Raw genomic sequence first — 25,308 nt, 5'->3', positions numbered from 1 at the left:
ACCGCGCGCCTGGACGCCGACCCCGTGCGCTGCCACGACGAGGCCGCGTCGGCCGCGATGGTCGCCGAGGTGGACGCCGCGCGTGAGGCCGGGGACACCCTCGGCGGCGTGGTCGAGGTGCTTGCCTACGGCCTGCCGCCGGGCGTCGGCAGCTACGTGCACTGGGACCGTCGCCTCGACTCGCGCCTGGCCGGCGCGCTCATGGGCATCCAGGCGATCAAGGGCGTCGAACTCGGCGACGGCTTCGACCTGGCCCGCGTGCGCGGTTCGCAGGCACACGACGAGATCGTCAACACCCCCGAAGGCGCCCGGCGTACGTCGCACCACGCGGGCGGCGTCGAAGGCGGCATGTCCACCGGCGAGGTGCTGCGGGTGCGCGCCGCGATGAAGCCCATCGCGACCGTGCCGCGCGCGCTGCGCACGATCGACGTGCGCACCGGTGAGGCCGCGCAGGCCCACCACCAGCGCTCCGACGTCGCGGCCGTGCCGGCCGCAGGAATCGTCGCCGAGGCGATGGTCGCCCTCGTGCTCGCCGACCTGATCACCGAGAAGTTCGGCGGAGACTCGGTCGCCGAGACCACCCGCAACGTGCGCGGCTACCTGGACGCGCTGGAGATTCGGTAGGAGCACGACGATGGGGGAGACGATGGGGGAGCAGGGCAGGCGACCGCTGGTGGTCCTGGTGGGGCCGCCCGGCGCGGGCAAGACGACGGTGGGCCTGCTGCTCGCCCAGGCGCACGAGGTCGCGTTCCGCGACACCGACGCCGACGTCGTGGACCGCGCCGGCAAGCCGATCCCCGACATCTTCGTCGACGAGGGCGAGCCGTACTTCCGCGCGCTCGAACACGACGCGGTGGCCGAGGCCCTGACCGGGCACGCGGGCGTGCTCGCGCTCGGCGGCGGCGCGATCCTGGCCGACGCCACGCGCGCGCTGCTCGCCGGCCACCACGTGGTGTTCCTGGACGTGGACCTGGCCGACGCGGTGCGCCGGGTCGGCCTGGACGCGCCGCGCCCGCTGCTCGTGGGCAACCCGCGCGCCCGCTGGCGCGAACTGATGGAGCAGCGGCGACCGCTCTACACCGAGGTCGCCGCCGTGATCGTGAACACCGCGGGGCGCAGCCCCGAGGACGTCGTCGCCGAAATCAGCGCCGGCTTGAAGAATCGACCGCAGCCCGAGAAGGACGCCCAGCGATGACCAGCAGCACCACCGAGCCCGTCCGCATCCGTGTCGGCGGCGACTCCGCCGAGCCGTACGACGTGCTGGTCGGGCACGGCCTGCTCGGCGAACTCGCGGGCCTGATCGGCTCGTCGGCGCGCCGGGTGGCGATCCTGCACCCCGAGGCGCTCACCGCGACCGGCGAAGCCGTGCGTGAGGACCTCGCCGCGCAGGGCTACGAGGCGATCGCGATCCAGGTGCCCAACGCCGAGGAGGCCAAGGACGTCGCGGTCGCGGCCTACTGCTGGTCGGTGCTCGGCCAGACCGGCTTCACCCGCTCCGACGTGATCGTCGGCATCGGTGGCGGCTCGACCACCGACCTCGCGGGCTTCGTCGCCGCCACGTGGCTGCGCGGCGTGCGCTGGATCGCGATGCCCACCACGCTGCTCGGCATGGTCGACGCCGCGGTCGGCGGCAAGACCGGCATCAACACCGCCGAGGGCAAGAACCTGGTCGGCTCGTTCCACCCGCCTGCCGGCGTGCTCGCCGACCTGGCCACGCTCGAATCGCTGCCGACCAACGACTACGTGAGCGGCCTGGCCGAGGTGATCAAGGCCGGCTTCATCGCCGACCCGATCATCCTGGACCTGATCGAGGCCGACCCCGAGGCCGCGCGCAGCCCGCAGGGCAAGGACACCGCCGAGCTGATCACCCGTGCCATCCGGGTCAAGGCCGACGTGGTCTCGGGCGACCTCAAGGAAGCCGGCCGCCGGGAGATCCTCAACTACGGCCACACCCTCGCGCACGCGATCGAGAAGGCCGAGCGCTACAAGTGGCGACACGGCGCCGCGGTCAGCGTCGGCATGGTCTACGCCGCCGAACTCGGCCGGATCGCCGGCCGACTCGACGACGCGACCGCCGACCGGCACCGCACCGTGCTCGCCGCGGTCGGCCTGCCCCTGACCTACCGCGGCGACGCGTGGCCCAAGCTCCTCGAAACCATGCGGGTGGACAAGAAGTCACGCGGCGACATGCTCCGCTTCATCGTCCTGGACGGCCTGGCCAGGCCGACCGTCCTGGAAGGCCCCGACCCGACCTTCCTCGTAGCCGCGTACGCCGAGGTCTCCGCATGAGCACGCGCAAGGTCCTCGTCCTCAACGGCCCCAACCTCGGTCGGCTCGGCAGCCGCGAGCCCGACGTGTACGGCGCGACGTCGTACACCGGCCTGGTCGCCGAGTGCGAACGACTCGGCACCGAACTCGGCTTCGCCGTCGAGGTGCGCGAGACCAACGACGAGGGCGAGATCATCCGCTGGATGCACGAGGCCGCCGACGGCCGCATCCCCGTGGTGATGAACCCGGGCGCGTTCACGCACTACTCGTACGGCCTGCGCGACGCGGTCGCCCAGCGAACCGCGCCGTTCATCGAAGTACACATCTCCAACCCGTACGCCCGCGAGCGGTTCCGCCACACCAGCGTGGTCGCCGCCGTCGCGAGCGGCACGATCGCCGGTTTCGGCATCGGCTCCTACCGCCTGGCCCTGCGCGCGCTCGCCGAAGAACTCGACAACGGCTGAACGTCGACGGGGGCGACCCGCGACCGGAGCCCGCCTCCCCGACGAGCCCGACCCACGAGCCCGACAACGAGCCCGACAACGAGCCCGAACCACGAGTCGGCAACCACGAGCCCGCGCACCCGACCGCACACGACCGTGCCCACGACCCGGCACACAAGCCGCAACAAAGAGGGCGTCACCCATGGGTGGCGCCCTTTGTCGTACCCTCGCCGAGCGGTCCGCCGCTCACCCCAGCAGCCGGCCGATCGCCCCGGCGACCTCCGGGTGGGACAGATACTCGCCGATGTCGTGCGAGCGGTCGCGCGGATTGGCCACCGACACCTCCGCGGCCAGCCCGCTCCAGTCGTCGGCCAGCGGACAGCCGATCGCGATCGCGTCGGTGGGGCACCACGCGTTGACCCACGGCCCCGCGATCGTCGGCAGCCGAGGCCCGCCGAAACGCAGGCGCGAGTAGACCGTGTCCATGCCCAGCGGGCTGCCGACCGTGACCAGGCCCGCCACCGACGCGGCCGGAGCGATCCGGGTCAGCAGATCCATCGCCACCACCGTGCCCAGACTGTGCGCGACCACCACCACCGCGCCCGAGCCGGGCATGGTCTCCAGGACTCGATCGAGCACCGCGTCACGGGTGGCGTCCTCGTCCAGATACGCCGCGACGTCCTTGAACGCCGCCGCGACCACCGCCCGATCGACGCCCGTGTGCGCCGCGAGCCAGCCGAGCGGTTCGCGCATCACTCCCACGACGTCGCCGAGGCCCTCCAACTCGCTCGGCTCCTCGGTCGGCATGCCCGCCCGATGCGCCGCCTCGTCGAGCAGCGTCCCGTACAACGCCCGCCCGGACGGCGACAACGCGATCGGCGTGGGCTCACCCGACACCGTCTCCATGACCTCGACGAGCCGGCTTCCGTAGAACGGGAACCACACGTCCTCGGGATCCACGGTGGGCAGCGCCGCCATCGTCAGGCCGCGATTGAGGCCGGCCGCCCAGGTCCGGCGCAACACCGTGGGGTCGTTGGCCTGCTGGCCGCGGCCGTGCAGGAACACCAGGTTGACCCGGCCACCGAACGCGCCCGGGCGACCGCGCGGACCCACCGGCGAAACCCGCTCCGAGCCGGCGGCGACCGCCACCGGAATGCGTGGACTCGGTACCGCCGACGCCACCGGCGGCCGTGCGGGCAGCGCGTCCAGACCCGAGGGCGAGCCCATCTCGGCCAACAGCGCCCGCTGCCCCTCGCCCAGCGGCAGTTCGGCCAGTCGGCGCAGGATCACGCTCACCCGCACGCCTTCGTTGGCGAGCCATTTGATGGCGCCCTGGCCCTGTTCCGGCTGCCACGGTTGATCGTGGACGTTGAGGATGTTGCCGGCGTCGTCGTGCGCGGGCACGCCGCTGTGGTGCAGCGCGACGGCCTCCCACTGGTCGTTGAACACCGGCGAGCCGGAGTTGCCCGGCTCGGTGTCGGTCTCGTACTGGAGGAAGTCGTCGAAGCGCTGCGTGAACCGATTCTGTCGGATCGCGATTTCCTTGAGCCGCCCGTCGGGGTGCCCGACCATGTTGACCGGATCGCCCACCACCAACTTGCCGGCCGCCGCGATCAGTTGGATGTGCCCGAACAGCTCCCCGGCCCGCCGCCCGTCGTCCTCGTGTGGGTGCAGCGCCACGAGCGCGAAGTCGAGGTTCGGGTCGGTGACGTAGAGGGTGTCCGGGTCCGGGGTGAACCGGACGGTGGTCGTCGGCAGTTCGTTGTCGATCCCCATCTCCGCGCCGAACTCGGCGAACGCGCCGCGGGCGGTGTCGGCATCGGGAAAGACGTGGTGATTGGTCAGCAGCAGGGTCGGCGACACCAGGAAACCGGTCGCCTGCGGCTGTACCGGCCCCGACGTGGCGTACCAGATGCGGGCCACGCTGGCCGCCGCCCGGACCCCGCGGGCGAGGAAGTTGACGCTCTGCAGATCGTTGGAGACTCCTATAATCCGCTCGGGCGTCGTGGGCGCCGACTCCCGCTCGGCAGTCGCGAGCAGCGCCGGAGCGGGCACCTCGTGCCGCTCCAGCAAACGGGCGGCCCGCAGGGCGAGTTGCTCTTCCTCGTCGGGGAAGCGCATGCCCGCCGCGCGCCGCCGGTCGATCTCGATCCGTTCGGTCCTCGACCCGCGGTATCGCGCCACCGCGGCTCGGATCTGGCGCAACACCCGTAGATTCACGGCGACCGAACGTGCCTCGTCGTTCCCACTGATAAGCACGGGCACACCCCCTTGTTCGCAGCGTAGAGGTCAAAGCGCTCGTCAAACCCCATAACGCGCGAAATACACCCGCATGCGCGCGTCGCACGACGAAACCGGACAACGATTCGAGAAGTGGTCGCCACCGGAGCCCCGAGTCGGCCGGACGTGCGCGCGGCGCGCGCGGGGCGCCGAACGTGAACGGGGGCGCGCGTTTTGGCCGCGTCACGCCGGGCTCGCGCCACCCCTCGGGTCTACGCTGATCACATGCCCGAGGCTCACGCTCAACGCCGTGATCGGCTGCGTTCCCGCTTGGCCGCAGCCGGTGCGGACGCCGCTTTGATCACCAATCTCGTCAACGTGCGATACCTGACCGGTTTCACCGGATCCCACGCGGCGTTGCTCGTGCGCGCGGCGGACTCGGGCGACGACGCGGTCCTGTGCACCGACGGGCGTTACACGACGCAGGCGACCGAGGAGGCCCCCGACGTCGAGCTGCTCACCGAGCGCGGGTGCGCGCAGGCGCTGACCAAGCGCGTGACCGCCGCCGGCGCCGTCCGGCTCGCGATCGAGGAACAAAACGTCACGGTCGAGCTGTATCGCGCGCTCGGCGAGATCGCGCGGGAGGCGACGCCCGGCGCCGAGCTGATCGCCCTCGGCCGCGGTGTGGAGGATCTGCGCCGGATCAAGGACACCGAGGAGATCGCCGCCCTGCGGATCGCGAGCGAGATCGGCGACCGAGCCCTCGGCGAGATGATCGAATCGATCCTGGTGGGGCGCACCGAGCGGCACATCGCGATGGAGTTGGAGCGTCGGATGGCCGACCACGGCGCCGACGCGGTGGCGTTTCCCACGATCGTGGCCACCGGCCCCAATTCGGCCGTTCCGCACCACGACCCGGGCGACCGCAGAGTGGAGGACGGCGACTTCCTCAAGATCGACTTCGGCGCGCGCTACCACGGCTACCACGCCGACATGACCCGTACCTTCGTCATCGGCACCGAGCCCGCGGCCTGGCAACAGGAGATCTACGGTGTCGTGTTCGCCGCCCAGAAGGCCGGCCGCGAGGCTCTCGCGCCGGGGGTCGAGGCGGCCGCGGTGGACAAGGCCGCCCGCGACGTGATCGAGCAGGCCGGCTACCTGGAGTTCTTCACGCACGGCCTGGGTCACGGCGTCGGGCTCGAGATCCACGAGGACCCGCGTCTGGGCCCGACGGCGACCGGTAAGCTGGACGCTTGCATGCCGGTCACCGTCGAGCCGGGGATCTATCTCCCGGGCCGAGGCGGTGTCCGCATCGAGGACACCCTTGTGGTTCGTCCGCTCGAAGACGGCGGCCCCGAGCTACTCACCATCACGACCAAGGAGTTGCTCGTCCTGTAGCGGGCTGTAGCGGCACACGCGACCCAGCCCCGTTCGACGCGCGATCATCCGGTCCCAGAAGCACGCAGGAGACACCACACTCGTGGCCACGACCAACGACCTGAAGAACGGCATCGTGCTCAAGCTCGACAACGGCCAGCTTTGGTCCGTCGTCGAGTTCCAGCACGTCAAGCCCGGCAAGGGCGGCGCGTTCGTTCGTACGAAGCTCAAGCATGTCCTCTCCGGCAAGGTCGTGGACAAGACCTTCAACGCCGGCACGAAGGTCGAGACGGCCACCGTGGACAAGCGCGGCATGCAGTTCTCGTACAAGGACGGCGCCGACTTCGTGTTCATGGACACGGACACCTACGAGCAGCTGCCGATCACCCCCGAGACCGTCGGCGACGCCGCCAACTACCTCCTCGAGGGCTTCGAGGCGACGGTTGCGATCTACGAGGGCCAAGCGCTCTACGTCGAGCTGCCGGCGTCCGTCGAACTGCTCATCCAGTACACCGAGCCGGGCGTCCAGGGCGACCGCTCCACCGGTGGCACCAAGCCCGCGACGCTGGAGACCGGCTACGAGATCGCGGTCCCGCTCTTCATCACGACGGGCGAGAAGGTCAAGGTCGACACCCGTTCCGGTGACTACCTGGGCCGCGTGAACTCCTAGTGGCGGGTGCCCGCAGCAAGACCAGGAAGCGCGCGCTGCAGATCCTGTTCGAAGCCGACCAGCGCGGTGTCGACCCGGTGACCATCCTCGCGGACTGGGTCGGCCGATTCCAGGCCGACAAGGACGCGCCCCAGGTCGCGGACTACACGATGCAACTGGTCGAGGGCGTGCAGGAGCACCGCAAGCGGATCGACGACCTGATCGGCACCTACGCCGTCGGGTGGACGCTCGACCGGATGCCCGGCGTGGACCGCAACGTCCTGCGCCTGGGCATCTACGAGCTGCTCTGGGAGAAGGACGTTCCCGACGTCGTGGCCATCGACGAGGCCGTCGAGCTCGCCAAGGAATACTCCACGGACGAGTCGCCGGCCTTCGTGAACGGGCTGCTCGCGCGGATGAAGGACCTCAAGCCGACGCTGCTGCGCTAGCGCCGTCGCGCTCGATCGAGCCGTCCGTCCCCCGGGGCGGGCGGCTCCTCGCGTTCTGGGCCGCATGCGCCGGATCGCATCACGAGTACACATGATCAAATGACGAGTATGACAAGCGAGCGCAAGCGTTTCCGGTTGCGGGAGATCGGCGACGAGCCCGACTACCGGTTCACGCTCGCCAACGAGCGCACCTTCCTGGCCTGGATCCGCACCGCGCTCTCCCTGCTCGCGGGCGGTGTGGCCGTGGTCCAGCTGGTTCCGGAGCTGGCCCCCCGCGCGCAGCGACTCGTGCTCGGTCTCGCCCTGGTGGCACTCGCGTTGACCCTCTCGGCCACCGCGTACCGGCGCTGGTACCAGGTGGAGCGCGCGATGCGGCTCGGCCGCGCGCTGCCGTTCTCGGCGCTGCCGCTCGTGCTGTCCGCGGGCCTGGTGATCGTGATCGTCGTGAGCGTCGTCCTCATGTTGGCCGGCTGATGGCCCGCTCCGCGCTGCTCCCGGGGCCGCCCCTGGATCCGGGCCTGCAACCCGAGCGCACCAGGATGGCGTGGACACGCACGTCGCTCGCGTTCGTCGCCAACGGCGCCCTGCTCGTGCACGCCGGCCACACCGAGCGATGGTGGTACATGCTCCCGGGCGTGGCGGTCATGGCGGCCGGCTGCGCCGTCTACGTGGTCGGCCTGCTCCGACACCGTCAGGTCGACCGGGCGATACGGGCGGGCACGCCGGTCGACGGCGAGCGGGTGGTCCGTGCCACGTGGGTGACGGTTGTGGCGGTCGGCGTACTCGCGGCGGGGGTGCTGGCGAGCCGGCCCTGAACGTCTCGACCCGGGGCCGCTCCACCGGCGCCCGACCGACGAGCGGGCGACGCCCGCCGCGTCGATCCCCAGCGCCGCGAAGCCGGTCCGGTCGCCGAACCGCCCGACGGCCGCCCGAACCACCTTCCTAGACCTCGCGCCACCACCACGCCTGGCTCAGGTTGTCGGCCAGTTCGCCCGACGACGCGAGTTGGCGCATGCCCGCGCGTAGACCTTCCTTGAGGTCCTCGACGCCGTCGACGCCGACCGCCTTCGTCCACGAGCCCTGGATCCAGGACAGTTCGGCCCAGATCACCCGCAGGCACTCGCGGCCGCGCTCGGTGAGGGTGATCCGGCGGGCGCGGCGGTCGGCGGGGTCGGGCTTGCGGTCGACGTAACCGTGTCGGGCCAGGTGCGAAACCACCTCGCCGGCCGACTGTTTGGTCATGCCCAGTCGGCGGCCCAGTTCGGTGGCGGTCGTACCGCCCTCGCCGACCAGGGTCAGCGCGAAGCCGTGCGTCGGCCGGATCTCGTCGAAGCCGGCGGCCGTCATGCGGTCGGAGAACAGTTGGCTGATCCCGCGCACGGCACCGACCAGCATCGTCACCAGTTCGGCCCCGGAGGAGGTGTCTTGCTGCACGAGGTAAGAATACCTGTCTAATTTGGTGGGGAAACCCGTAACGCCGCCCTCGGTCAAAACCGGGGGCGGCGCGACGGCATTGCTCGACGATCATGCCCTACACGTGGACGGCGACCGCGCCTTCCCGCTTCTCGCCCTGCTTGACGAACAGCGCGAGCACGATCATGACCGCCATCGCGACTGCGGCGATCGTGAACGCGAGCTGCATGCCGTCCAGGAACGTGCTGTCCGACGCGCGCGTGATCGCGTCGACCACGCCGGGGTCCATCGTCTTGGGGTCCACCGGCGGGAAGCCCTGTGACACCGTGCCCTCGATGGTCTCCCGCTGTCCGTGCGGGATTTGGTCGTACGCGCCGGCGCTCGCGGGCCAACGGTCGGGCAGCAGCGAGGAGACCTTGGACGCGACGACCGCGCCGAGCACGGCGGTGCCGAGCGCGCCGCCGACCTGCATCGCGGCCTGCTGGATGCCGGACGCGACGCCGGAGAGTTCCATCGAGGCGTTGCCGACGATGATGTCGGTGGCGCCGACCATGATCGGGCTGAGCCCGAAGCCGAGCAGTACGAACGGCAGCATGGTCGACCCGAAGCTCGCGTCCTCGCCGAGCCGGGCGAGCAGCGCCATCGCGGTCGCCGAGAGCGCCAGGCCCGCGATGATCGGGATGCGCGGACCGAGCTTGGTGATCGCGAACGCGCCGATCGGCGAGCCGATCATCATCACGACCGACATCGGCAGCATGCGCACGCCGGTCTCCATCGGGCTGAGTCCGTTGACGCCCTGGAGGTAGAACGTGATGAAGAACATCGCGCCGAACATCGCGAACGCCATGAAGATCATCAGCACGATGCCGATCGAGAACGAGCGGTTGCGGAACATCACCAGCGGCATGAGCGGCTCGGGAGCCTTGGTCTGCCACAGCGCGAAGACCGCGAGCAAAACGACCGCCGCGAGGGTGAAGCCGAGCGTGTACGCGCTGCCCCAGCCCTTCTCGCCGCTCTTGATGACGCCCCACACGAGGCAGAACATCGCGGCCGACAGCAGTGCGACGCCGATGTAGTCGATCTTGTTGGAGGCCCCCGCCACCCGGCTGTTGGCCAGTGCCCAGATGCCCACGACCAGGGTCAGCACGCCGATGGGCACGTTGATGTAGAACACCGACTGCCAGCTCACGTGCTCCACGAGCAGGCCGCCGACGATCGGTCCCGCCGCGGTCGCGGTGGAAATCGCCGCGCCCCAGATGCCGATCGCCATGTTGAGCTTGTTGCCGGGGAAGCTGTTGCGCAGCAGCCCGAGCGCGGTCGGCTGCAACAGCGCGCCGAACACGCCCTGGAGCACGCGGAACGCGATCAGCATCTGGACCGACTGGGAGAACGCGATCAGCAGCGACGTGGTCGCGAAGCCGGCCGCGCCGATCAGGAAGATGGTCTTGTGGCCGTAGCGGTCGCCGAGCTTGCCCGCGGGTATCAGGCACACCGCGAGGGCGAGCAGGTAGCCGTTGGTGACCCATTGCAGGTCCGCGAGGGACGCGTCGAGGTCCTTGGAGATGGCCGGGTTGGCGATGCCGACCACGGTCCCGTCGAGCGCCACCATCATGACGCCGAACGCGACCGCCAACAGGGTGAGCCAGGGGTGCCCCTGCATGCCCTTGCGGCCGGTCGCCTTCGCATTGTCGGGCGGGGGCGCTCCCACTGTCGCCGCCGTCGAAGTCTGGCTCATGCGTCCCCTACATATGCGTCGGTCGGTGGTGCCGAACGGTGGTGTCGAACGGTGGTGTCGAACGGTGGTGTCGAACGGTGCTGTCAACCATCCGACGATATGGCACCGAGTGCCATATAGCCAAATCACTCAAGTTGCACGCAGTGGCAAGTGCCATACTGTGCACAGACGAGCGAGAGGATTACGCAACGTGCAGGACACGGCCGGCGCCGCGACGGGTCTGCGGGAACGCAAGAAGGAACGCACGCGCGAGGCGCTCATCGACGCCGCACAGGATTCGTTCCTGCGCAAGGGCTACGACGCCACCACGATCGACGAGATCGTCGCCGCCGTGGAGGTCTCCCGCCGCACCTTCTTCCGCTACTTCGCGGGCAAGGAGGAGGTCGCCCTCGCCCGCGCGACGGAGTTCGAGCACCTGTTCCTGTCCGCCCTGCGCGCCCGCCCGGCGGGCGAGGCGCCCCTGACGGCGCTGCGGCGCGCGGGCGCGGCGGTGGTGTCCGAGATGGACGAGGGCCCGGACAAGGACACGGCGCACGAGTTCCTGCGGATGCGCAGTCTCATCGAGGGCACCCCGGTACTGCTGGCCGCGTCGCTGCGCAACGCGATGGAGTTGGAGCGCGGCATGGCCGCCGAGATCGCCCGCCGCGAGGGCGTCGACCCCGACACCGACCGCCGTCCCGCCCTCGTGGTGACCCTCTACCACGCGGTCATGCGGGTCGCGATGGACGAATGGACCGAGGTGGGCACCTTGGACGGCGCCCACCTGATGCGCACCATCGACGCCGCGTGGGCCGACATGTCCCGTCTGGCCGACAACGGCTGGACCTCGGAAGCCATGCGCTGAGCCCACACGCGCAATCTCGGGACACGCGATCGCGGACACGCACCCGACCTCGCGGTCGTGGACACCGCATCCCGCCTTCGGTGTCCACGACCGCGAGGTCGTTTTTCGTCGCAGCCCGATGGGGCGGACCGGTGGCCAGGTCCGCCCCATCGGCGTCGGTGCGCGCGGGGGCTATTTCACCCGCTTGACCAGCAGGGCGAGCAGGGCGCCCAGCAGGGAGACCGCGGCGGCGAAGGCGAACAGGCCCTTGTAGCCCATCCCCAGGTCGTCCACCAGGAAGGGCGCCAGGAACGGGGAGGCGATCTGCGGGCCGGCGTTGGCGATGTTGATCAGGCCCATGTCCTTGCCGACGTCCTTGGGGCGGGGGAGCACCTGGGTGATCAGCGCCATGTCGACGGCCATGTACATGCCGAAGAAGAAGCCGTTGACGACGTTGAAGGCGATCATGCCGCCCTCGGACGGCCACAGCAGGGGAATCATCAGCGACAGCGCGGCGCCGACGCCGGCGCCGATCACGAACGGCTTGACCCGGCCGACGCGGTCCACGATCGGGCCGATCACGATCGCCGAGAAGACGGTCACCACGGCGCCGACGACGGTCAGCGTGCCCAGCTTGGTGGTGACCTCGTTCATCGGGATCTTGATGTACATCAAGAGGATGAAGTAGTTGAACTGCAGGACCACCATGTAGCCGAGCATCACGCCCAGGCGTGAGAACAGGGCGATGAAGAAGTCCGAGTGCTCGCGCGGTGAGACCCGGAAACCCTTGACGAACTCGCCGAATGCGAACTTCTCGGTGGGCATGTCCTTGGTGGACTTGTCCGGGCTGACGATCACGAAGACGATCGCCGCCGCCGCGAGGATCGCGGCGATGAGGTAGAAGCCCTGGGCCCCGCCGTCCTCGGGATTCGCGAACCGGCCGTCGAAGCCGCCGATGTGGGCGTCGATGCCGATCATGTTGAGGTCCACGCCGGCGATGATCAACGAGATGATGATCGTGGCCACGGGGGTGCCCAGGCCGATCATCGCGGAGAACATGCCGTACTTCTTCGCCGGCACCCGGTCGGGCATGACCGCGGTCACCGCGGCCTGGTAGCCGTTCATGATGAACTGGATGACGCCCCAGGTCAGGGCCACCATGGCGATCGAGTTCGCGTTCGCCTGCAGGCACAGCGCGCCCGCGCCGATCAGCGCGCAGAACAGGATGTAGGGCGAGCGCCGGCCGAACCGCGACCGGGTCATGTCGGACAGCTTGCCGAACAGCGGATTGCCGACCGTGGCGAGCAGCGACCCCCAGAACAGCGGCCACTTGAGCGCGTTCTGGTCGGGGACGCCCTTGATGTGGATGACCTGCATCGGGAGCAGGTAGATGCCCACGCCGAGCCACAGCATGTAGAGCGCGATGTTGGCCACGGGCAACGTCGCGTAGAGCGGGGCGAGCTTGTAGCCCGCCGGGTCGGCTCCCGCGGCGGGCTCCGGCGCCGGAGACGACGTGCCGGGCGCCTCTGTGGTGGTCGAACTCATGGGGACCGTCCGAGTGGAGGGACTCGAAACCGTCCCTGCACGGGGGTTCCGAATCGTTTGACGAACTGTTGATTCCGGAGCCTAGGTGACACGAATAAGCAGGGGAATGGGTCTACTACATGAAATCAGGTCGACTAGATAACGATTTGATCGTTCAAGATGTGAACGCAGCGGAAAGCGAACGGCTCGGTCGCGCTGAGTGATCTTGTAACGACCGACACGTGTCAGTAGCGCATTCGAGCGATTACGGCCAAGGTTGTGCCCGCTAACCAGCAAGAACCGGGTCGCACCTCCCTGCGATCCGGCGGACATCGGTTGCATGCGGGCCGGTCCCGCGTGCGTGCGGTTGGGGGTGTCGTCGAAGGTGGCGGTCACGAATTCGGTCAGGCGTGGCCCGGAGGGTCGCGGATGATCGCGCCGGAGTCCGGGGGGAAGCCCCCCACTAGTTCGGATGTCGCCAGGCTCGCGGGAGTGTCCCGGTCCACGGTCAGCTATGTGCTGAACTCGCCGCCGGGAGTGAGGGTGAGCGCGCAGACCAGGGAACGGGTGATGCTCGCGGTGCGCGAACTGGGCTACGCGCCCAGCGCGCCGGCTCGATCGCTGCGCTCGGGAAACAGCGACGTGGTGCTGTTCCCGCTGCCGCTGCAACCCATGGGGCAGCTTCTGGAAGCGTTCATCGACGAACTCACCGAGGCCCTGTCACGGCAGGACCTGAGCCTGCTCATCCACGCCGACCGCACCTCGCGCGGCGCCGACGCGGCCCGCCTGTGGGCCACGTTGCGGCCGCTCGCGGTGATGGCCGAGTCCAACCGACTCACCGGTGGGGCCGTGGACGTGCTCAAACGGGCCGGAGTACGGGCGATCTTCGCCTGGGGGCGGGAGGAGCACCCCGACGTGCCCACGGCGATCTTCGACAACCGTGACAGCGGTCGGGTGGCGGTGCGCCACCTCATCGATCGCGGCCACCGTCGACTCGCGTGCCTCGTACCGTCGGGGCCGTTGGCGTTCCTGGGCGAGGAGCGTTGGACCGGCGCCCAGGCGGCGGCCGAGGAGGCGGGCGTCGCGCTGCGCCGGGTGGACGTGGGCTACGTCCGCGACGACGTGCTCGCGATCGTCAAGCAGTGGCAGCGCGAGACCGATCCACCCACGGCGGTGTTCGCCGGCAACGACGACTTCGCCCTGATGATCATCTCGGCGTTGCGCGAGTGCGGTTGGTCCGTCCCCGACGACATGGCCGTGGTCGGCGCCGACGACCTGCCGTTCTGCGACCTGGTGTGGCCGCGGTTGACGAGTGTCGCGATGCACACCCGAACCATGGGCCTGGGCGCGTCGGACGCGATCACCACGCTCATCCAGGGTCGCGACTACCGACCGGGCGGTCGAATGGTCGTGCACCCGCGAGTCGTGGTCCGCGAATCCGGCTGAGCTCGGGAAACGTACAAAACTTGAAGGGTCCCGGCGCCTGACGGCGCCGGGACCCTTCGAGGTTTCTCCCGCTCTTCGGTGACTGTGTGTCTACCGAAGGGTCACGCGTTGTTCTGGCTGTCCACCGCCCGGCGCGCTTCCGGGTTGAGCACGCCCCAGCCGATCAACTGCTCGGTGAGGACGCTCGGCGACTGGTCGTAGATGACCGCCAGGGTGCGCAGGTCGTCCTGACGGATCGACAGCACCTTGCCGTTGTAGTCGCCGCGCTGGCTCTGGATGGTGGCCGCATAACGCTGGAGCGGACCGGCCTGGTCGGACGGAACGGTCTGCAGCCGCTCCAAGTCCAAAACCAGACGCGGCGGCGGCTCCGCGGCGCCGTTGGGGGTACCACCGGGCAGCAGCTCCTGCACCGGAACGCCGTAGAAATCGGCGAGCTCGGCAAGGCGCTGCACGGTGACCGCACGGTCGCCGCGTTCGTACGAACCGACGACGACGGCCTTCCAGCGGCCCTGGGACTTCTCCTCGACGCCGTGCAGGGACAGGCCCTGCTGGGTCCGGATCGCGCGGAGCTTCGCCCCGAGCTGCTTGGCGTAGTCGCTGGACATCTCGCTCCCAAAACAGGTGACTGACCGTGAAGGTCCACCGGTGGTTGGCCGAACCGATGGGGTGGCTACCTCCGGGCCGGCTTTCTGTACCTCGAACTCTCCCCGAAGCTACGAGGTTCGGCACGTCGTGACTGTCGCGTTTGGCCCGGTGGTGACTCATTGTGAGGTTACGCAGAGTAATTTGCGTCCGTCAAGCCGAACGGCCTACAAAGCCGGATCAGTGCAGGTGAGAGGGGTGCTTTGCGCATCCTTCGCCCGGACCCGCCCGGTCTGTCCGAAGGCACCGAAAGACTGATCATGTTGGCTGATACTGTGAGGGACGTACTCGGCGTCCTTTAAAGCCCGTCCTGTGAGACGGGGAAGGAGGTCTGTTTTTCATGACAGCACCTGGCACCACCTCCGGCGGCACGTCGGCCGCCCGCCCCAAGGACCTCGACCCGGCCACCACGCGCCCGGTCCTGGACGCCTCGGACATCAACCGGGCACTGACCCGGATCGCACACGAGATCGTCGAACGCGCCAAGGGCGCCGACGACGTGGTCCTGCTGGGCATCCCGACCCGCGGCGTGGCACTCGCCCGGCGGCTCGGTGAGCGACTCGCCCAGATCGAGGACGGCATCGAGATCCCCGTCGGCGCCCTCGACATCACCATGTACCGCGACGACCTGCGGCTGGGCCCCGCCCGCGCGCTGGAACGCACCGAGATCCCCGCCGCGGGCATCGACGGCAAGCTCGTCGTCCTGGTCGACGACGTGCTCTTCTCCGGCCGCACCATCCGCGCGGCCCTGGACGCGCTCAACGACATCGGCCGCCCGCGCGCCGTACAACTGGCCGTGCTCGTCGACCGCGGCCACCGCGAACTGCCCATCCGCGCCGACTACGTGGGCAAGAACCTGCCCACGTCCCTGCGCGAGACGGTCAAGGTCCACCTCGCCGAGTACGACGGCCGCGACGCGGTCCTGCTCGGCACCCGCGCGGCCGACCCCGCCGCGGCCCCCACCGACGCGGAGTAGCCACGTGAAGCGCCACCTGATCTCGGCCGCGGACCTCACCCGCGACGACGCCATCCTGATCCTCGACACCGCCGAGGAGCTCGCGCACGTCGCCGAGCGCCCGATCAAGAAGCTGCCGACCCTGCGCGGCCGCACCGTGGTCAACCTGTTCTTCGAGGACTCCACGCGCACCCGCATCTCGTTCGAGGCCGCCGCCAAGCGACTGTCCGCCGACGTGATCAACTTCTCCGCCAAGGGCTCGTCGGTCTCCAAGGGCGAATCGCTCAAGGACACCGCGCTGACCCTCCAGGCAATGGGCGCCGACGCCGTGGTCATCCGCCACCACGCCTCCGGCGCGCCACACCGGCTCGCCGGCTCGGGCTGGCTGCGCGGCTCGGTGGTCAACGCCGGCGACGGCACCCACGAACACCCCACCCAGGCGCTGTTGGACGCCTTCACGATGCGCCGCCGACTCGCCGGCGGCCGAGGCGACCTCGAGGGCCGCCGGATCACCCTGGTCGGCGACGTCCTGCACAGCAGGGTGGCCCGCTCCAACGTGCTCCTGCTCGCCACCCTCGGCGCCGAGGTCACCCTGGTCGCGCCGCCCACGCTGCTCCCGATCGGCGTCGAGACCTGGCCGTGTACGGTCTCCTACGACCTGGACGCGCCACTGCCCAAGAGCGACGCGGTGATGATGCTGCGCGTGCAGCGCGAGCGGATGAACGCCGCCTTCTTCCCCACCGAGCGCGAATACTCGCGCCGCTACGGCCTCGACGTGCGCCGCATGGCGATGCTCCCCGAGCACGCGATCGTGATGCACCCGGGCCCGATGAACCGCGGCATGGAGATCGCCGCGGAGGTCGCCGACTCGGTCCGCTCGACCATCGTCGAACAGGTCACCAACGGCGTCAGCGTGCGGATGGCCGTCCTGTACCTGCTCCTGGGTGGCAACGAACCCGCCCTGAGCACCCCCAGCGCCGCGAGCGCCCACACTGCCCCCGGCGCCGCGGGCACCGCAACGAAAACCACCGAGGAGAACGCCACGTGAGCACGTACCTGATCAAGGACGCCAAGGTCCTGGGCGGCGACGCGCAGGACGTGCTCATCCGCGACGGTGTCATCGCCGGCATCGGCGCCGACCTGAGCGCCGATCCGGGAGCCGACGGCGCGATCGTGGTCGAGGCCGACGGACACGTCCTCCTGCCGGGCCTGGTCGACCTGCACACCCACCTGCGCGAACCCGGCCGCGAGGACGCCGAGACGGTCGCCACCGGCGCCCGCGCCGCGGCGCTCGGCGGGTTCACCGCCGTGCACGCGATGGCCAACACCGACCCGGTCGCGGACACCGCCGGCGTCGTCGAGCAGGTCTGGCGACTGGGCCAGGAATCCGGCCGCTGCGACGTGCACCCCGTCGGCGCCGTCACCGTCGGCCTCGAAGGCAAGCGACTCGCCGAACTCGGCGCGATGGCCGACTCCGCCGCCCGCGTGCGGGTCTTCTCCGACGACGGCAAGTGCGTCGACGACGCGGTCATGATGCGCCGCGCCCTGGAGTACGTGAAGGCGTTCGACGGCGTCGTCGCCCAGCACGCCCAAGAGCCCCGACTGACCGAGGGCGCCCAGATGAACGAGGGCACCGTCTCCGGCGAACTGGGCCTGCGCGGCTGGCCCGCCGTCGCCGAGGAATCGATCATCGCCCGCGACGTCCTGCTCACCGCGCACGTCGACTCGCGCCTGCACGTGTGCCACGTCTCCACCGCAGGCTCCGTGGAGATCCTGCGCTGGGCCAAGTCCAAGGGCTGGAACGTCACCGCCGAGGTGACGCCCCACCACCTCCTGCTCACCGACGAACTCGTGCGCTCCTACGACCCGGTCTACAAGGTCAACCCGCCGCTGCGCACCGCCGCCGACGTCACCGCCCTGCGCGAGGCGCTCGCCGACGGCACCATCGACGCCGTCGCCACCGACCACGCCCCGCACCCCAGCGAGGACAAGGACTGCGAGTGGGCGGTCGCGGCGATGGGCATGCTCGGCCTGGAGACGGCGCTGGCGATCGTGCAGCAGACCATGGTCGACACCGGCCTGATGGACTGGGCCGGCGTCGCCGACCGGATGTCCACCCGCCCCGCCGCGATCGGCCGACTCGACGGCCACGGGCGGCCCGTGGCGGTCGGCGAGCCGGCCAACCTGGTGCTGGTCGACCCGACGCCACGGCGTACCGTCGAACCGTCCGAACTCGCCTCGCGCAGCCGTAACACCCCTTACGCCGGGATGGAACTCCCCGGCAAGGTGGTCGCCACGTTCCTGCGCGGCGTACCCACGGTGATCGACGGGAAGCTCGCGTGACCTCTGGCATGGCCCACCCCGAGTTGTTGCTCGCAGCAGAGCAGAAGTCCGCGCAGGTCACGGACTGGGGAAGCCGCATCCTGTGGATCGGCATCTGCCTCGCCTTCGTGCTCGCCGTGTACCTGCTGATGTGGCGCGCCTGGAACAAGCGCGTCAAACGCCAGGCCGGCCTGCCGGCGCTGCCGCTCGCGCCCGCCGAGGGCGGCCCGCCGCTGCTCCCGCAGCTGAGCGGCCGCTACTTCGCCAGCACCACGGCCGGCGACTGGCTGGACCGGATCGCCGCGCACGGACTCGGCACCCGCAGCCCCGTCGACCTGACCCTGCGCGCCGACGGCCTGGTCGTCGAGCGCCCCGCGGCGGCCGACTTCTTCATCCCGGTCGCGGCCCTGACGGGTGCGCGGCACGAGAAGGGCATCGCCGGGAAGGTGCTGCCCGAGGGCGGCCTGATGGTCGTCACCTGGCGCCACGGCGACACCACGCTCGACTCCGGCTTCCGCAGTGACCACCCCGCGGACCACGACGCGTGGATCGAGGCCCTCACCCGGCTGATCGCCGGGGACACCCCGGCCGGCATCGCAGCCGGCACCGAGAACCACGCTGATCGGAACCACCAGGAAGGATCGGTCAAGTGACCGCAATGACCGGACGGGCCACGACGCCTGCGGTGCTCGTCCTCGAGGACGGGCGTACGTTCCGCGGCAGCGCCTACGGCGCGGTGGGGGAGACGTTCGGCGAGGCGGTGTTCTCCACCGGCATGTCGGGCTATCAGGAGACGCTCACCGACCCCTCGTACCACCGCCAGGTCGTCGTGATGACGGCCCCGCACGTCGGCAACACCGGCGTCAACGACGAGGACCCCGAGTCCGCGCGCATCTGGGTCGCCGGCTACGTCGTGCGCGACCCCGCGCGGGTGCCCTCCAACCACCGCTCGCAGCGCTCGCTCGACGACGAACTCGTGCGCTACGGCGTGGTCGGCATCAGCGGCATCGACACCCGCGCGCTCACCCGCCACCTGCGCGAGCGCGGCGCGATGCGAGTCGGGATCTTCTCCGGCGACGCCGCCCGCGGCGAGGAGAGCGCGCTCCTGGAGCGCGTGCGCACCAGCCCCGAGATGGCCGGCGCCGACCTCGCCGAGCAGGTCAGCACCGACGAGAGCTACGTCGTCCCCGCGCAGGGCACCAAGCGGTTCACCGTCGCCGCGCTGGACCTGGGCATCAAGGGCATGACCCCGTACCGGATGGCCGAGCGCGGCATCGAGGTGCACGTTCTGCCCGCGACCGCGACCCTCGACGACATCTACGCGGTCCAGCCCGACGGCGTGTTCTTCTCCAACGGCCCCGGCGACCCCGCCACCGCGACCCACCAGATCGAGCTGCTGCGCGCGGTCCTGGAGCGCGGCACGCCGTTCTTCGGGATCTGCTTCGGCAACCAACTGCTGGGCCGGGCGCTCGGGTTCGGTACGTACAAGCTCAAGTACGGCCACCGCGGCATCAACCAGCCCGTGCAGGACCGCACCACCGGCAAGGTCGAGATCACCGCGCACAACCACGGATTCGCCGTGGACGCGCCCCTCGACAAGGTCTCGGACACGCCGTTCGGTCGCGCCGAGGTCAGCCACGTGTGCCTCAACGACGACGTCGTCGAGGGCCTCAAGCTGCTGGACCGGCCCGCGTTCAGCGTGCAGTACCACCCGGAGGCCGCGGCCGGACCGCACGACTCCGCCTACCTGTTCGACCGTTTTGCCGCCCTGATGGAAACCAGTGTGACGCCGATGGAGACCAAGAGTGCCTAAGCGCAGCGACCTGAAGTCCGTCCTGGTCGTCGGCTCGGGCCCGATCGTCATCGGCCAGGCCGCGGAGTTCGACTACTCCGGCACCCAGGCGTGCCGAATCCTCAAGGCCGAGGGCCTGCGGGTGATCCTGGTCAACTCCAACCCGGCCACGATCATGACCGACCCGGAGATCGCCGACGCGACCTACGTCGAGCCGATCACCCCCGAATTCGTCGAGAAGATCATCGCCAAGGAGCGCCCCGACGCGCTCCTGCCCACCCTCGGCGGGCAGACCGCGCTCAACATCGCGGTCTCGCTCAGCGAGAACGGCGTCCTGGCGAAGTACGACGTCGAACTGATCGGCGCCAACCTCGACTCGATCCAAAAGGGCGAGGACCGCGACCTGTTCAAGGGCGTCGTCGAGCGCGTGCGCGAGAAGATCGGGCACGGCGAGTCCGCCCGCTCGGTCATCTGCCACACCATGGACGAGGTCGTCGCGGGCGTCGACACGCTCGGCGGCTACCCCGTCGTCGTGCGCCCGTCCTTCACCATGGGCGGCGCCGGCTCCGGCTTCGCCCACGACGAGGAGGACCTGCGCCGCATCGCCGGACAGGGTCTGACGCTGTCGCCGACCACCGAGGTGCTCCTGGAGGAGTCCATCCTCGGCTGGAAGGAATACGAGCTGGAGCTGATGCGCGACAAGCACGACAACGTCGTGGTCGTGTGCTCCATCGAGAACTTCGACCCGATGGGCGTGCACACCGGCGACTCGATCACCGTCGCGCCGGCGATGACGCTGACCGACCGCGAATACCAGACCCTGCGCGACGTCGGCATCGCCGTCATCCGCGAGGTCGGCGTGGACACCGGCGGCTGCAACATCCAGTTCGCGATCAACCCCGAGGACGGTCGGGTGATCGTCATCGAGATGAACCCGCGCGTCTCGCGCTCCTCGGCGCTCGCGTCCAAGGCGACCGGCTTCCCGATCGCCAAGATCGCCGCCCGCCTCGCGATCGGCTACACGCTCGACGAGATCCCCAACGACATCACCAAGGAGAGCCCGGCCAGCTTCGAGCCCTCGCTCGACTACGTCGTGGTCAAGGTCCCGCGCTTCGCGTTCGAGAAGTTCCCGGCCGCCGACGACCGCCTGACCACGACCATGAAGTCGGTCGGCGAGGCGATGGCGATCGGCCGCAACTTCACCGAGGCGCTGAACAAGGCGCTGCGCTCGCTGGAGAAGAAGGGCTCGCAGTTCGACTTCGTCTCCGAAGTCGGCGACAAGGACGAACTGTTGGTGACGGCGGAAAAGCCCACCGACGGCCGGATCAACGTCGTCATGGACGCCATCCGCGCCGGGGCGACCCCCGAGGAACTGTTCGAGGCCACCGGCATCGACCCGTGGTTCCTGGACCAGATGTACCTGATCCACGAGATCGCCGGCGAGGTCCGCGACGCCGGCGAGCTCACCCCCGAGGTGCTGCGGCTGGCCAAGCGACACGGCCTGTCCGACACGCAGATCGCCGACATCCGCGGCATGCGCGAAGAGGTCGTGCGCGAGGTGCGCCACGCGCTGGGAGTGCGCCCGGTGTACAAGACCGTGGACACGTGCGCCGCCGAGTTCGCCGCGCGGACCCCGTACCACTACTCGTCCTACGACGAGGAGACCGAGGTCGCGCCGCGCACCAAGCCCGCCGTGATCATCCTGGGCTCGGGGCCGAACCGGATCGGGCAGGGCATCGAGTTCGACTACTCGTGCGTGCACGCCGCCTTCGCGCTGCACGACGCCGGCTACGAGACCGTCATGGTCAACTGCAACCCCGAGACCGTCTCCACCGACTACGACACCTCCGACCGGCTCTACTTCGAGCCGCTCACGCTGGAGGACGTCCTGGAGATCGTGCACGCGGAGACCGCGGCCGGACCGGTCGCGGGCGTGCTCGTACAGCTCGGCGGACAGACACCGCTGGGCCTGGCGCAAAAGCTCAAGGACGCGGGCGTGCCGATCGCGGGCACCTCGCCCGAGGCGATCCACCTCGCCGAGGAGCGCGGCGCGTTCGGCCGCGTCCTCGCCGAGGCCGGGCTGCTCGCGCCCAAGCACGGCACCGCGTTCTCGTTCGGCGAGGCCAGCGCGATCGCCGCCGAGATCGGCTACCCGGTCCTGGTCCGCCCGTCCTACGTGCTCGGCGGACGCGGCATGGAGATCGTCTACGACGAGCCCTCGCTCGCGACCTACCTGGAGCAGAACGCCGGCCTGGTCAGCGAACACCCCGTGCTCGTCGACCGATTCCTCGACGACGCCATCGAGATCGACGTGGACGCGCTCTACGACGGCGAGGACCTCTACCTCGGCGGCGTCATGGAGCACATCGAGGAAGCCGGCATCCACTCCGGCGACTCGGCCTGCGCGCTCCCGCCGATCACGCTCGGCAGCTACGACATCAAGCGCCTGCGCGCGGCCACCCTGGGCATCGCGCACGGCGTCGGGGTGCGCGGACTGATCAACATCCAGTTCGCGCTGTCCGGCGACATCCTCTACGTGCTCGAAGCCAACCCGCGCGCGTCGCGCACCGTGCCGTTCGTCTCCAAGGCGACGGCCGTACCGCTGGCCAAGGCCGCCGCCCGGGTGAGCATGGGCTCGACCATCGCCGAACTGCGCGCCGAGGGCCTGCTCCCGGCCGAGGGCGACGGCGGCACGCTGCCGATGGACGCCCCGATCGCGGTCAAGGAGGCGGTCCTGCCGTGGAACCGCTTCCGCGACACCAAGGGGCGCGGCGTGGACACCGTGCTCAGCCCGGAGATGCGCTCGACCGGTGAGGTCATGGGCATCGACGCGGTCTTCGGCACCGCCTACGCCAAGTCGCAGGCCGGCGCGTACGGTTCGCTGCCGCTCAAGGGCCGCGCGTTCGTGTCCTTCGCCAACCGCGACAAGCGCTCGATGGTGTTCCCGGTCAAGGCCATGCACGACATGGGCTTCGAGATCCTGGCCACCGAGGGAACCGCCGAGGTGCTGCGCCGCAACGGCGTCCCCGCCACGATCGTGCGCAAGCACAGCGAAGGCGCCGGGCCCGCGGGAGAGCCGACCATCGTGCGGCTCATCCACGACGGTGAGGTCGAGTTGATCGTCAACACCCCGTTCGGCACCGGCGGTCGCCTCGACGGCTACGAGATCCGTACCGCGGCGGTGACCCGGGGCATCCCCAGCATCACCACCGTGCAGGGCTTCGCGGCAGCGGTCCAGGGCATCCAGTCGCTGATCGCCGGCGACATCGGGGTCCGCTCGCTCCAGGAGCACGCCGCCCACATCACGTCCCACCGAAAGGGCTGACGACACCGATGGCACTTCCCCTGCAGGTGCAGGCGGAGATCGTCGGCCGCGAACCCGCGGGCGCGTACCACCGCATGGTGTTGCACGCCCCCGGGATCGCCGCCCGCGTCGAACCCGGTCACTTCGTCGCCGTCGCGATCGGCGGCGCCGACTCGGCGATGCTGCTTCGCCGGGCGTTCTCGATCCACCGCGCCGACCCGGAGGCCGAGACGATCGACATCGTCTTCTCCGAAGCCGGGCGCGGCACCCGGGAGTTGGCGCGGCTGCGGGTGGGCGACACGGTCAACGTGGTCGCGCCGCTGGGCACGCCGTTCCCGACGCCGGCCGAGCCGGTCAGCGCGGTGCTCGTGGCCGGCGGCTACGGCAGCGCGCCGATGTTCGCGCTCGCCGAGCGGATCCGGGACGAGGGCGGCACGGTCGCGTTCGTGCTGGGCGCCGCGACGGCGAACCGGCTGTACGGCGTGGACCAGGCGCACGCGATCACCGAGGACGTCGTGGTCACCACCGACGACGGCTCGGAGGGCGTACGGGGCTTCGTCACCGGCCCGTTGCCCGAGGTGCTGACGGCGGTGCAGGCCGACGTGGTGTACGCGTGCGGGCCGATGGGCATGCTGCGCGCGGTCACCGAGGTGGCCACAGCGCACGACGCGCGGGTGTTCACCGCCGTCGAGGAGTCGATGGCGTGCGGCGTGGGCGTGTGCATGACATGCGTACTGCCGGTCGTCGGCGACGACGGGGTGAGCCGGTTCGTCCGCTCGTGTGTGGACGGCCCGTGCTTCGACGGCACCAAGGTGCGCTGGGACGACGCCGGCACGATTCCGGCGGACATCGAGGGCGCCGCAGCGATGGGGGCGCACTGATGACCGACACGGCCGACATGTACAACGGCGGCGGCGACGGCGGCTACGACGAGTCGCCGCCGTCCACCGTGATGCTGCCGGGGGGCGGGATCGACCTCTCCACCCGGATAGGGGCCACGCTGCTGCCGAATCCGATCACCACGGCCTCGGGCTGTGCGGGCTACGGCAAGGAACTCGCGAAGTTCTTCGAGCCGGCCGCGATCGGCGCCGTGGTGACCAAGACGATCATGCCGTACCCCCGCTCGGGTCGGGCCACCCCGCGGATGGCCGAGACGCCGTCCGGGATGCTCAACTCGATCGGCCTCCAGGGCCCCGGCATCGACGCGTTCGTCGAGCGCGACCTGCCGTGGCTGGCGGCGCGTGGCGGGCGCACGATCGTGTCGATCGCGGGCGGCCACGTGGACGACTTCGTGGCGCTCGCCGAGCGGCTCAAGGGCGCGCCGGGGGTGGTCGGCATCGAGGTCAACATCTCGTGCCCCAACGTCGCCAACCGCGGCCAGGTGTTCGCGTGCAACCCGGCGACGTCCTACGACGTCGTGCGGGCGGTCCGCGACGCCACCGACCCCGTCGTGCCGGTGCTCGCCAAGCTCTCTCCCGATGTGACGTCGATCGTGGACATCGCCCGGGCGTGCGTGGAGGCGGGCGCGGACGGCCTGTCGATGATCAACACGCTGCTGGGCATGGTGATCGACCCCGACACGATGAAGCCCGTGCTCGCGGGCATCACCGGCGGGCTCTCGGGGCCGGCGATCCGGCCGGTCGCGGTGCGCTGCGTCTATCAGGTCTACGCGGCGATGCGCGAGGGCTCGATGGCGCAGGTGCCGATCGTGGGCATGGGCGGCATCCGAACCGGGCTGGACGCGCTGGAGTTCGTGCTCGCGGGCGCGTCGGCGGTCTCGGTGGGCACGGTGATCTTCAACGACCCGTCGTCGCCGGTGCGGATCCTCGACGAACTGCGCGCGGCACTGGTCACGCGGGGCTTCGCATCGCTGGAGTCGGCGATCGGATACGCACACCGCTGAGGAGGGCTGGGGGTGGGGGTCGGTGCCGGTACGGGCGGGGGGC

At 70.2% G+C, this 25,308-nt stretch carries 24 protein-coding genes; 19 read left to right on the top strand and 5 right to left on the bottom strand.

Annotation, left to right across the window (positions count from 1 at the left end; all coding sequences use genetic code 11):
* The 4 genes from aroC to aroQ form a co-directional block, all read left to right on the top strand.
* A partial coding sequence (gene aroC / locus GT354_RS11570; protein ID WP_161356195.1) for a chorismate synthase occupies positions 1 to 624 on the top strand: 624 nt, incomplete at its 5' end.
* 10 nt (positions 625 to 634) lie between these two features.
* Positions 635 to 1,195, top strand: coding sequence for a shikimate kinase (locus tag GT354_RS11565; protein ID WP_237534625.1), 561 nt, complete (start codon positions 635 to 637; stop codon positions 1,193 to 1,195).
* The gene (gene aroB / locus GT354_RS11560) at positions 1,192 to 2,289 is read left to right on the top strand and encodes a 3-dehydroquinate synthase (RefSeq protein ID WP_161356194.1); all 1,098 of its coding nucleotides are present in this window, start codon (positions 1,192 to 1,194) and stop codon (positions 2,287 to 2,289) included. Before GT354_RS11565 ends, aroB begins: the two co-directional genes overlap by 4 nt.
* Complete coding sequence (aroQ, locus tag GT354_RS11555; protein ID WP_161356193.1) at positions 2,286 to 2,732, top strand: type II 3-dehydroquinate dehydratase; 447 nt, start codon at positions 2,286 to 2,288, stop codon at positions 2,730 to 2,732. The genes aroB and aroQ overlap by 4 nt, the downstream gene beginning before the upstream one ends.
* A 225-nt stretch (positions 2,733 to 2,957) precedes the next feature.
* Here aroQ and GT354_RS11550 read toward each other — a convergent pair whose 3' ends face one another.
* Positions 2,958 to 4,970: a serine protease gene (locus GT354_RS11550; RefSeq protein ID WP_346011981.1), complete on the bottom strand. Its 2,013-nt coding sequence runs from the start codon at positions 4,968 to 4,970 to the stop codon at positions 2,958 to 2,960.
* 246 nt (positions 4,971 to 5,216) lie between these two features.
* Here GT354_RS11550 and GT354_RS11545 point away from each other — a divergent pair, with 246 nt between their 5' ends.
* The 5 genes from GT354_RS11545 to GT354_RS11525 all read left to right on the top strand — a co-directional run bounded on the left by GT354_RS11545 (position 5,217) and on the right by GT354_RS11525 (position 8,221).
* Positions 5,217 to 6,329: an aminopeptidase P family protein gene (locus GT354_RS11545; protein ID WP_161356192.1), complete on the top strand. Its 1,113-nt coding sequence runs from the start codon at positions 5,217 to 5,219 to the stop codon at positions 6,327 to 6,329.
* An 82-nt stretch (positions 6,330 to 6,411) separates the two neighbouring features.
* Positions 6,412 to 6,978: an elongation factor P gene (gene efp / locus GT354_RS11540; RefSeq protein ID WP_161356191.1), complete on the top strand. Its 567-nt coding sequence runs from the start codon at positions 6,412 to 6,414 to the stop codon at positions 6,976 to 6,978.
* Positions 6,978 to 7,406 carry a transcription antitermination factor NusB gene (nusB, locus tag GT354_RS11535; RefSeq protein WP_161356190.1) on the top strand — a complete coding sequence of 143 codons (429 nt, stop codon included), beginning with the start codon at positions 6,978 to 6,980 and terminating at the stop codon, positions 7,404 to 7,406. Before efp ends, nusB begins: the two co-directional genes overlap by 1 nt.
* A 99-nt stretch (positions 7,407 to 7,505) precedes the next feature.
* Positions 7,506 to 7,880 carry a DUF202 domain-containing protein gene (locus GT354_RS11530; protein ID WP_161356189.1) on the top strand — a complete coding sequence of 125 codons (375 nt, stop codon included), beginning with the start codon at positions 7,506 to 7,508 and terminating at the stop codon, positions 7,878 to 7,880.
* Positions 7,880 to 8,221: a DUF202 domain-containing protein gene (locus tag GT354_RS11525; RefSeq protein ID WP_161356188.1), complete on the top strand. Its 342-nt coding sequence runs from the start codon at positions 7,880 to 7,882 to the stop codon at positions 8,219 to 8,221. Before GT354_RS11530 ends, GT354_RS11525 begins: the two co-directional genes overlap by 1 nt.
* A gap of 127 nt (positions 8,222 to 8,348) precedes the next feature.
* On the opposite strand, the gene GT354_RS11520 is transcribed toward GT354_RS11525, so the two are convergent.
* Together GT354_RS11520 and GT354_RS11515 are read right to left on the bottom strand one after the other, a co-directional pair.
* Entirely contained in the window at positions 8,349 to 8,840 is a 492-nt protein-coding gene (locus tag GT354_RS11520; RefSeq protein ID WP_161356187.1) for a MarR family transcriptional regulator, read from the bottom strand.
* Positions 8,841 to 8,937: 97 nt separating this feature from the next.
* Positions 8,938 to 10,479: an MFS transporter gene (locus tag GT354_RS11515; protein ID WP_202511778.1), complete on the bottom strand. Its 1,542-nt coding sequence runs from the start codon at positions 10,477 to 10,479 to the stop codon at positions 8,938 to 8,940.
* Between the two features lie 265 nt (positions 10,480 to 10,744).
* Between GT354_RS11515 and GT354_RS11510 the strand changes: the two genes are divergently transcribed.
* Complete coding sequence (locus GT354_RS11510) at positions 10,745 to 11,398, top strand: TetR family transcriptional regulator (RefSeq protein WP_161356186.1); 654 nt, start codon at positions 10,745 to 10,747, stop codon at positions 11,396 to 11,398.
* Positions 11,399 to 11,569: 171 nt separating this feature from the next.
* On the opposite strand, the gene GT354_RS11505 is transcribed toward GT354_RS11510, so the two are convergent.
* A complete protein-coding gene (locus tag GT354_RS11505; RefSeq protein WP_161356185.1) occupies positions 11,570 to 12,922 on the bottom strand; it encodes an MFS transporter in 1,353 nt (450 codons plus the stop codon).
* Between the two features lie 408 nt (positions 12,923 to 13,330).
* Between GT354_RS11505 and GT354_RS11500 the strand changes: the two genes are divergently transcribed.
* Positions 13,331 to 14,347 carry a LacI family DNA-binding transcriptional regulator gene (locus GT354_RS11500; protein ID WP_237534624.1) on the top strand — a complete coding sequence of 339 codons (1,017 nt, stop codon included), beginning with the start codon at positions 13,331 to 13,333 and terminating at the stop codon, positions 14,345 to 14,347.
* A gap of 101 nt (positions 14,348 to 14,448) precedes the next feature.
* Here the strand turns inward: GT354_RS11500 and GT354_RS11495 are convergent, their stop codons facing one another.
* A complete protein-coding gene (locus GT354_RS11495) occupies positions 14,449 to 14,952 on the bottom strand; it encodes a transcriptional regulator (protein WP_161356183.1) in 504 nt (167 codons plus the stop codon).
* 377 nt (positions 14,953 to 15,329) lie between these two features.
* Here GT354_RS11495 and pyrR point away from each other — a divergent pair, with 377 nt between their 5' ends.
* Genes pyrR through GT354_RS11455 form a run of 8 tightly spaced genes read left to right on the top strand, consistent with a single transcriptional unit; the run spans position 15,330 to position 25,265 of the window.
* Positions 15,330 to 15,965, top strand: coding sequence for a bifunctional pyr operon transcriptional regulator/uracil phosphoribosyltransferase PyrR (gene pyrR / locus GT354_RS11490; protein ID WP_161356182.1), 636 nt, complete (start codon positions 15,330 to 15,332; stop codon positions 15,963 to 15,965).
* A gap of 4 nt (positions 15,966 to 15,969) precedes the next feature.
* The gene (locus GT354_RS11485; protein ID WP_161356181.1) at positions 15,970 to 16,992 is read left to right on the top strand and encodes an aspartate carbamoyltransferase catalytic subunit; all 1,023 of its coding nucleotides are present in this window, start codon (positions 15,970 to 15,972) and stop codon (positions 16,990 to 16,992) included.
* The gene (locus tag GT354_RS11480) at positions 16,989 to 18,287 is read left to right on the top strand and encodes a dihydroorotase (RefSeq protein WP_161356180.1); all 1,299 of its coding nucleotides are present in this window, start codon (positions 16,989 to 16,991) and stop codon (positions 18,285 to 18,287) included. Before GT354_RS11485 ends, GT354_RS11480 begins: the two co-directional genes overlap by 4 nt.
* A gap of 8 nt (positions 18,288 to 18,295) precedes the next feature.
* Positions 18,296 to 18,919 carry a hypothetical protein gene (locus tag GT354_RS11475; RefSeq protein ID WP_161356198.1) on the top strand — a complete coding sequence of 208 codons (624 nt, stop codon included), beginning with the start codon at positions 18,296 to 18,298 and terminating at the stop codon, positions 18,917 to 18,919.
* A gap of 5 nt (positions 18,920 to 18,924) precedes the next feature.
* Positions 18,925 to 20,079, top strand: a complete 1,155-nt coding sequence (gene carA, locus GT354_RS11470) for a glutamine-hydrolyzing carbamoyl-phosphate synthase small subunit (protein WP_161356197.1) — start codon at positions 18,925 to 18,927, stop codon at positions 20,077 to 20,079.
* Positions 20,072 to 23,383, top strand: a complete 3,312-nt coding sequence (gene carB, locus GT354_RS11465; protein ID WP_161356179.1) for a carbamoyl-phosphate synthase large subunit — start codon at positions 20,072 to 20,074, stop codon at positions 23,381 to 23,383. The genes carA and carB overlap by 8 nt, the downstream gene beginning before the upstream one ends.
* Before the next feature lie 8 nt (positions 23,384 to 23,391).
* Positions 23,392 to 24,243 (top strand): dihydroorotate dehydrogenase electron transfer subunit, encoded by an 852-nt coding sequence (locus tag GT354_RS11460; RefSeq protein WP_161356178.1) that lies wholly within the window; start codon positions 23,392 to 23,394, stop codon positions 24,241 to 24,243.
* Complete coding sequence (locus GT354_RS11455) at positions 24,243 to 25,265, top strand: dihydroorotate dehydrogenase (RefSeq protein WP_202511774.1); 1,023 nt, start codon at positions 24,243 to 24,245, stop codon at positions 25,263 to 25,265. Before GT354_RS11460 ends, GT354_RS11455 begins: the two co-directional genes overlap by 1 nt.
* Positions 25,266 to 25,308: the final 43 nt, after the last annotated feature.

The organism is Streptomyces sp. SID3343 (assembly GCF_009865215.1).
Classification (GTDB): domain Bacteria; phylum Actinomycetota; class Actinomycetes; order Streptomycetales; family Streptomycetaceae; genus Embleya.
The sequence above is the reverse complement of the archived record's forward strand: the minus strand, read 5'-3'. Positions and strand labels throughout refer to the sequence as shown.

Bases quoted from the DNA above. Each gene is read 5' to 3' on its own strand.
- GT354_RS11460 (WP_161356178.1), top strand. From the start codon at position 23,392: ATGGCACTTCCCCTGCAGGTGCAGGCGGAGATCGTCGGCCGCGAACCC.
- GT354_RS11455 (WP_202511774.1), top strand. From the start codon at position 24,243: ATGACCGACACGGCCGACATGTACAACGGCGGCGGCGACGGCGGCTAC.
- GT354_RS11505 (WP_161356185.1), bottom strand. From the start codon at position 12,922: ATGAGTTCGACCACCACAGAGGCGCCCGGCACGTCGTCTCCGGCGCCG.
- GT354_RS11495 (WP_161356183.1), bottom strand. From the start codon at position 14,952: ATGTCCAGCGACTACGCCAAGCAGCTCGGGGCGAAGCTCCGCGCGATC.
- GT354_RS11545 (WP_161356192.1), top strand. From the start codon at position 5,217: ATGCCCGAGGCTCACGCTCAACGCCGTGATCGGCTGCGTTCCCGCTTG.
- aroB (WP_161356194.1), top strand. From the start codon at position 1,192: ATGACCAGCAGCACCACCGAGCCCGTCCGCATCCGTGTCGGCGGCGAC.
- carA (WP_161356197.1), top strand. From the start codon at position 18,925: ATGACCGGACGGGCCACGACGCCTGCGGTGCTCGTCCTCGAGGACGGG.
- GT354_RS11500 (WP_237534624.1), top strand. From the start codon at position 13,331: ATGATCGCGCCGGAGTCCGGGGGGAAGCCCCCCACTAGTTCGGATGTC.
- pyrR (WP_161356182.1), top strand. From the start codon at position 15,330: ATGACAGCACCTGGCACCACCTCCGGCGGCACGTCGGCCGCCCGCCCC.
- GT354_RS11565 (WP_237534625.1), top strand. From the start codon at position 635: ATGGGGGAGACGATGGGGGAGCAGGGCAGGCGACCGCTGGTGGTCCTG.
- GT354_RS11530 (WP_161356189.1), top strand. From the start codon at position 7,506: ATGACGAGTATGACAAGCGAGCGCAAGCGTTTCCGGTTGCGGGAGATC.
- GT354_RS11525 (WP_161356188.1), top strand. From the start codon at position 7,880: ATGGCCCGCTCCGCGCTGCTCCCGGGGCCGCCCCTGGATCCGGGCCTG.
- aroQ (WP_161356193.1), top strand. From the start codon at position 2,286: ATGAGCACGCGCAAGGTCCTCGTCCTCAACGGCCCCAACCTCGGTCGG.
- GT354_RS11475 (WP_161356198.1), top strand. From the start codon at position 18,296: ATGGCCCACCCCGAGTTGTTGCTCGCAGCAGAGCAGAAGTCCGCGCAG.
- GT354_RS11515 (WP_202511778.1), bottom strand. From the start codon at position 10,479: ATGCAGGGGCACCCCTGGCTCACCCTGTTGGCGGTCGCGTTCGGCGTC.